At 53.8% G+C, this 6,154-nt stretch carries 5 protein-coding genes; all 5 read right to left on the bottom strand.

Annotated elements, in window-relative coordinates:
- Window positions 1-70: 70 nt before the first annotated feature.
- Window positions 71-463, bottom strand: a complete 393-nt coding sequence (locus K8Q93_00710) for a hypothetical protein (protein MCE9643759.1) — start codon at window positions 461-463, stop codon at window positions 71-73.
- A gap of 14 nt (window positions 464-477) precedes the next feature.
- Window positions 478-741 (bottom strand): twin-arginine translocation signal domain-containing protein, encoded by a 264-nt coding sequence (locus tag K8Q93_00715; GenBank protein MCE9643760.1) that lies wholly within the window; start codon window positions 739-741, stop codon window positions 478-480.
- 6 nt (window positions 742-747) lie between these two features.
- A complete protein-coding gene (locus K8Q93_00720) occupies window positions 748-936 on the bottom strand; it encodes a twin-arginine translocase TatA/TatE family subunit (protein ID MCE9643761.1) in 189 nt (62 codons plus the stop codon).
- A 50-nt stretch (window positions 937-986) separates the two neighbouring features.
- Window positions 987-1,769, bottom strand: coding sequence for a twin-arginine translocase subunit TatC (tatC, locus tag K8Q93_00725; protein ID MCE9643762.1), 783 nt, complete (start codon window positions 1,767-1,769; stop codon window positions 987-989).
- Between the two features lie 40 nt (window positions 1,770-1,809).
- On the bottom strand, window positions 1,810-6,154 hold a 4,345-nt coding region (locus tag K8Q93_00730; GenBank protein ID MCE9643763.1), incomplete at its 5' end, for a hypothetical protein.

Genomic DNA, 6,154 nt, shown 5'->3' on the forward strand with positions numbered 1-6,154 from the left:
GGCAGGAGCAATGGTAACAAAGAGACCCCCCTCAGGGAACTTGCGGATTTCAGACGTTACGGTATGAAAACTAGCTGCTATTAAGCATCAAAAGATGGGCCCGCCAGGTGGTGCCGCCATCAGTAGTGGTAAAAGAGAGCACGTCGAGACCGGAGGACGTAAGAGAGGGCGCGGAGCCCGTAAGCCAGGTGGTACCAGAAGGCCAGGCCACCGAGACGGCACCACCATTGGTGAGGAGCAGGGTGAGCGTACCAGTCTTCCCCGAGACAGGAGGGTTGGTGATGGAGAGGGTGAGGTTGCCGCTCGCTGTGATCGAAACTACGTTCCCCAGAGAGAAGTCCATCGCCTGTGAACCCGAGACGGAGCCGCGGGCATTCACTGTAGCGTATTTGACCTTGAGCACCGCGTTGTCGACACGTGCGCCCCCCAGATCAAATCGGGCAGCAGAGAGTTTGATCGCCATTACCTCCGATTATATCAGAACGCGTCCTTATCGATGATAAAAATGGCGTTGCCGTCGCGATCCGCGAAGGTGAGGGACTTATTAGTCTCCGTCACCTTGAAATTATTAAAAAGCGCCTCATGGAGCACCTTCTCTCCACTGAAGAGCGAGGTGATGGGACCTGCGAACTTACCCAAGGTGAACGCCGCCCCGCCCACAGCCAGGAACTTGAGTACGTTACGGCGAGAGACGTCTATCTTAGACTCGCCTTTGAATAGTGAAAGAAATTTCTCCTGCATATGGCTCTAGCTCTTGTGGCCAGAAGACTTCTCCGAGTCACGCAGTTCGTCCTCCATCTCCTTCTTCCCCTTCTTGAACTCCCCGGCCACCTTGCCGAGAGAGCGAGCGAACTCCACCACCTTGCCGCTTCCGAAGAAGAGAAGCGCAAAGACGACGAGGATGACGAGAACTTCAGGTATGCCTAATCCGAACATAAAAGTATTACAGCTAGTCTAGCAATTACCCTCCCAGTGTACCACCCACCCTATCCCCTACCAACCCGCCTCCTCTCTATGTAATTTGCCACCAAGAGACCCCCTCCATAGAGCGCCGCCATAGGGAGAGAGAGCATGAGCATGGTGACCCCGCTCCCATCCGGCGTGACGAAGGCGGCAAAGACCAAGAACCCCAAGAGAGCATGTCGCCACCACGCTCTCCAGAATCCTGCCTGGACCAGGCCGATCCAAGCGAGGAAGACCATCATCACCGGGAGGAGGAACATGAGCCCGACCGAGATCATGAGGAAGGCAATAGTAGAGAGGAACTCATCCACCAGGAAGTAGGGCTGTGCGCCGAGTTCCGGAGTAAAGGAGTACAGAATCTTAAAAGTCGCCGGGATGAGGATATAGTAGGCAAAGGCGGCACCCCCGAGGAAGAGGAGCATCGCGGGCAGCAGTATGACCAAGGCGAAGCGCCGCTCGCTCTGATGGAGAGCCGGAGAAAGGTAGGCGAGGATGCGATACAGCAGGATCGGAAGAGTGAGAATGAAGGACGCGAGGAGTGCCACCATTACCCGCGTCGCAAACCCCGCAAAAGGACTGAGCGAGATGAGACGCACTTCCTCGGGAAGGAGATCCTGGCGGATCTGGGCAAATATCTCCACCGCAGCCGGGGTACTCTGGAGGGAAGGTACCGGAAGGAGCGTGCCCCACATCTGGGTATCCTGGAAACCGAAGGAGAAGAGGAACAGGGCCAAGAATGCAAAAAGGCAGAGCCAGCCGATTAACGCCCTAACAAGCAAGGAAAGCTCCCTCAGTACCCCATCCATGATGACCGCATACTACTACACTCCCCTCCCTACACCACCCCTAGTTTCCCTGGTCAAAGATCAGGAGGAGGCTTGAAGAAGCATTGTAGAGACCGAGTTCGTTGACCGAGATCTGGCGGAAGCTGAAGCCGTTGCCGAAGGTGACCGCGTTCTCTACGAAGATGTTACCCGCAGTCGAGGTGGCGGTGAGCGCCGGACAAGAGCCGCCGTCACAGATCCAGAGGTTCTCAGTGACCGCATAGATATCTCCGCCCGCAGCAGACATGGTCAGGTCGCCCGTACTATCCACCGTGAGCTCAGAGTAGAGAGAGGCGGATTTGGTGAGGCGCAACTGAGGAGCAGCGTTGGCTTCAAAAACATCGAGTCTGGTAGCAGGGGCGGTAAGACCGAGGCCCACCTTGCCCGCAGGATTGATGATGAAGGAAGTGGCAGTAGAAGAGCCGACTACAAACTGGTTCGTATCCCCGGCTATTGGGTTCACTGCGAGTTTGGCCCACGGAGTGGTTGTGCCGATACCTACGTGCGCCACATCTACTCCGCTGATACCAGCGTAGTACATAACGAGCGCCGGAGATGAGCCGATACCGAGGTTGAAGCGAGAGCCAACGGCGGCATAGGCATTCCGTATATTCAAAGTAGTCGCGCCCGAGCGGTTGTAATCAATATCCGAGTATTCGTTACCCGACGTCTGGCCAAGACGAATGGTGTTACCAGAAGTATTACCAGAATAAATATGGAGGAGTGCGTCAGGCACGCCGTTGCCGAGAGCCAGGCCACTACCGATAGCGGTACTTGTAGCAAAGAAGTTATACGCACCCGTATCAGAGGCATAGAACGAGTATGGGGTATTGGTCTGCGTACCGGTAGTAATATCCCCCACATGTACACCGTACGTATTAGTAATGGTGCCCGCGTTAGACAGGGTATTGACACGCACTCCGTAGGCAGAGGTGATAAGATCATTCACCCCCAAGTTGGCTATAGCGGCGCGCACACCTTCCGCAGTAGTCGTGGTCGCACTCTGCAATCCTCCCGAAACACCGTTTGTCGCAGAACCAAAAACTCCTAAAAGGGTGGTGGCGGTGGCATTCCCACGATTCAGAGACGTGCCAGTGATTGCAATCGCAGCTGTCAACGCACCAGTTCCGTTATGAATGGATTGGAACATACCACCCCGGAGAGAGCCGACAGCAGTCGTATTGGTCGACGGGGTAAACATATCCAATAGAAGAGCCGCATTAGCCGGCGTTGCGGTGCTGGCAAAATCATTTGACACAGCGATATATTTCGGAGCCTGCAGATACGTAGTATCCGTCAAGGAATAGCTCTCGTAATTCATAACAGAGCGCGTCGTGCCCTGAGAGTTAATTATCGGCGTAGAAGAGGAGAAGAAGGTGGCCAAAGAAGTGGAAGCAGATACCGTCAGGATGCCACTAGGAGAAGTCGTACCAATACCCACCTTCCCTGCGTTATCGATAATAAAGCTGGTTCGGGTCGAAGAACCCACCACAAACTGGTTGGTATCCCCTGCTACTGGGTTTACCGCGAGCTTTGCCCAGGGAGTGGTGGAGCCAATACCCACAAGACTACCGGAGAGGAAGATGGCGGAGGTGCCAGCCGCCACGTTAGTACCGCTGAAGTACGCCAGTTGACCAGTCGTACCAGTGAGCGAGGAGCCACCGCCGATACACGATCCATCCAAGCCACGGAAGCAGCCTGCCGCAAGCTGGATGCCGTTTGCGAAGGTGGAGGTGGCGCCGGTCACATTAAGCGCGGTGGTCTGGATACCTGCGGAGAAGGTGGAAGTAGCTGATGCAACCGAGGTGATTACGCCAGTGTTAGAAATACTAAAGAGAGAGGTGGTGGCGCCCGCAGTAGAAGAGGCTACGTTAAAGAGAAGAGTGTTGGTGTCCCCATTGAGACCGTGCACAGAGAGCTTGGCTAAAGGAGAAGAACTACCCACACCTGTGTTCCCTTGTACGATAAGGCCATTAGTAGGAGGAGTAACAGCAGAGAAGATAGATCCTATAGAAGCACCGGCATACAAATAAAGTTTGCCCCACGCCGTACCAGAGGCACCCAGGTCATAGCCATTAGTGGTATTAGGAACAAGTGGAGCAGAGAAGCGTAAGTGCGACGGGCCACTAATTAGAACCTGGTTCGTATTTGAACCAGCGATGATAAGCGAGGATGTGTTGCCCGGAAAGGCGAAGGTTGCTGTACCTGTATTTGAAATGTTGAACAGTGAAGTAGTTGCACTTGCAGTAGAGGAGGCAACATCAAATAGAAGCGTATTAGTGTCTCCGTTATTCGCGTGTACCCCAAACTTAGCAAGAGGAGTAGTAGAACCGACGCCAACATTACCGCCTGTCGGCTGTAATACGAGCGCCAGAGCGGTACCAGCACTATTTACATAAGTAGACTTAAAGTAAGAGTAGGAGGTAGCAGTGGAACCAGAATCATAGGTACCCAGATTTGCAGCTGTCCCCGTAAGTCCGTTTGAAATCACCAAACCGCTAGTTATGGAGCCAGACACAGCCGGAATACCACTGCTGTTTATGTTGAATTTACCAAAGAGAGAGGTGAGGCCAATACCCACCTTACCAGCGTTATCAATCAAGAAACTCGTTGCAGTAGACGACCCGACTACAAACTGGTTGGTGTCTCCTGCTACTGGGTTCACTGCGAGTTTGGCCCAAGGAGTGGTGGAACCGATACCGAAAGAACCACTGGCCCTAAGGACCATTTGGTCTGTTCCCCCTATTCGGAAATTAATTTGCGAGTTTAGGGGTCTGTTGATGTACAAAGTCCCATCGGCAGGGCCGCTATAAAAGTTAGCTTGGGTAGAAGAGAGAGAGCCGTTTAGAGATATGGCACCATACGTAGTACCGCCACCCCATTCTCCCAGAAGCACGCTTCCAGTATTAGAGCCTTGCACTGCCAATTTTGCAGGGGGCGAAGTAGTTCCGATACCCACGTTACCAGCAGAGTCAATGAGGAACGCCGTCGCCGTCGAAGAGCCGACGACAAACTGATTGGTATCTCCCGCTACTGGGTTCACGGCGAGCTTGGCCCAAGGGGTGGTAGTACCTACACCAAAGAGACCTGTGGCCGCCATATAGTTGAGGCCGTTAGTGTCCGAAGTGCCGAATATGCGGAAGTTGCGAGTCTTGGTATCGATATTATTAGTCGAACCATACGCACCTAATTCCAAGTAACTATTAGCGGCGGAAGGAGTACCCAAGAGAAGGCGGGGGCCGCTCGTGAGAGAGGTGGTGAAGGTATTGGTAGTGTCTCCGACACGTAGTACTCCGTTGTAGATATCGACCAGAGCCCCAGGAGTGCTAGTGCCAACGCCGATGTTCCCCACGTTATTGATGACAAAAAGCGAGGTTGTCGCGCTTGCCGTAGAAGAAGCGACCTCAAAAAGCTTGGTATTAGTCTCGCCATTATTAGCATGAACAGCGAGCTTAGCCCCAGGAGTAGTAGAGCCGATACCCAACCTACCGGTTATCGCATCCCAAAAGAGATTCGAGGAGGTTGCTATAGCCGAGGAACCATTCCCGAACGGAATGAACCCACTCGCAAGCGAAGCCCAGCCAGTGCCACCATTGGCCACAGGAAGAACCCCGGTCACCTGCGAGGCAAGATTAAGGACACCTGAGATTGTAGAGAGAGTCGTAGAAGCAACCCACGATGGAATACCATTTGAGAGAGCGAGAACAAAGCCGTTAGTGGAGGCCGCTAATTTTGAAATTGCGTTAGTGCCGGATCCATAGAAGGTGTCGCCCGTGGTTACTGTAGTAAGTCCTGTACCTCCACTCGTCACACCCAGAGTGCCGCTGATATTCGCAAGCGTAGTAGTGGACTGCCAAGTTGGTATGCCACCAACAAGAGCCAGCACCTGGCCATTGGTACCAGCAGAAGTAGTAGCAATAGCTCCAGTACCATTACCTATCAGAATTGAATTAGCCTGGAAGGCACCCCAGCCAGTACCTCCGTTCGAAGTTGAGAGGATGCCCGCCACTTGGGAAGCGACATTCAGAGTACCGGAAATCGTTGCCAGAGTCGTAGAAGCAACCCACGATGGAATACCATTTGAGAGAGCGAGAACAAAGCCGTTCGTACTCGAAGCTATCCTACTGAGAGTATTCGGGGAAGAAGCGTACGTAATATCTCCCGGAGTGTAGGAGGTGAGCCCGGTACCTCCGCTCGTTACGCCCAGCGTCCCGCTAATATTCGCAAGCGTAGTAGTGGACTGCCAGGTAGGCACTCCCCCGACGAGCGTGAGTACCTGGCCATTAGTACCAGCAGACGTGGTGGCTACCGCACCCGTGCCGTTACCGAGGATGACCGTGTTCGCCTGCAGATTTGCCCAGCCCGTG

Source organism: Candidatus Parcubacteria bacterium (genome assembly GCA_021414235.1).
In the GTDB taxonomy this organism is placed as follows: Bacteria; Patescibacteriota; Minisyncoccia; order Phycocordibacterales; family JAKFXT01; genus JAIOOV01.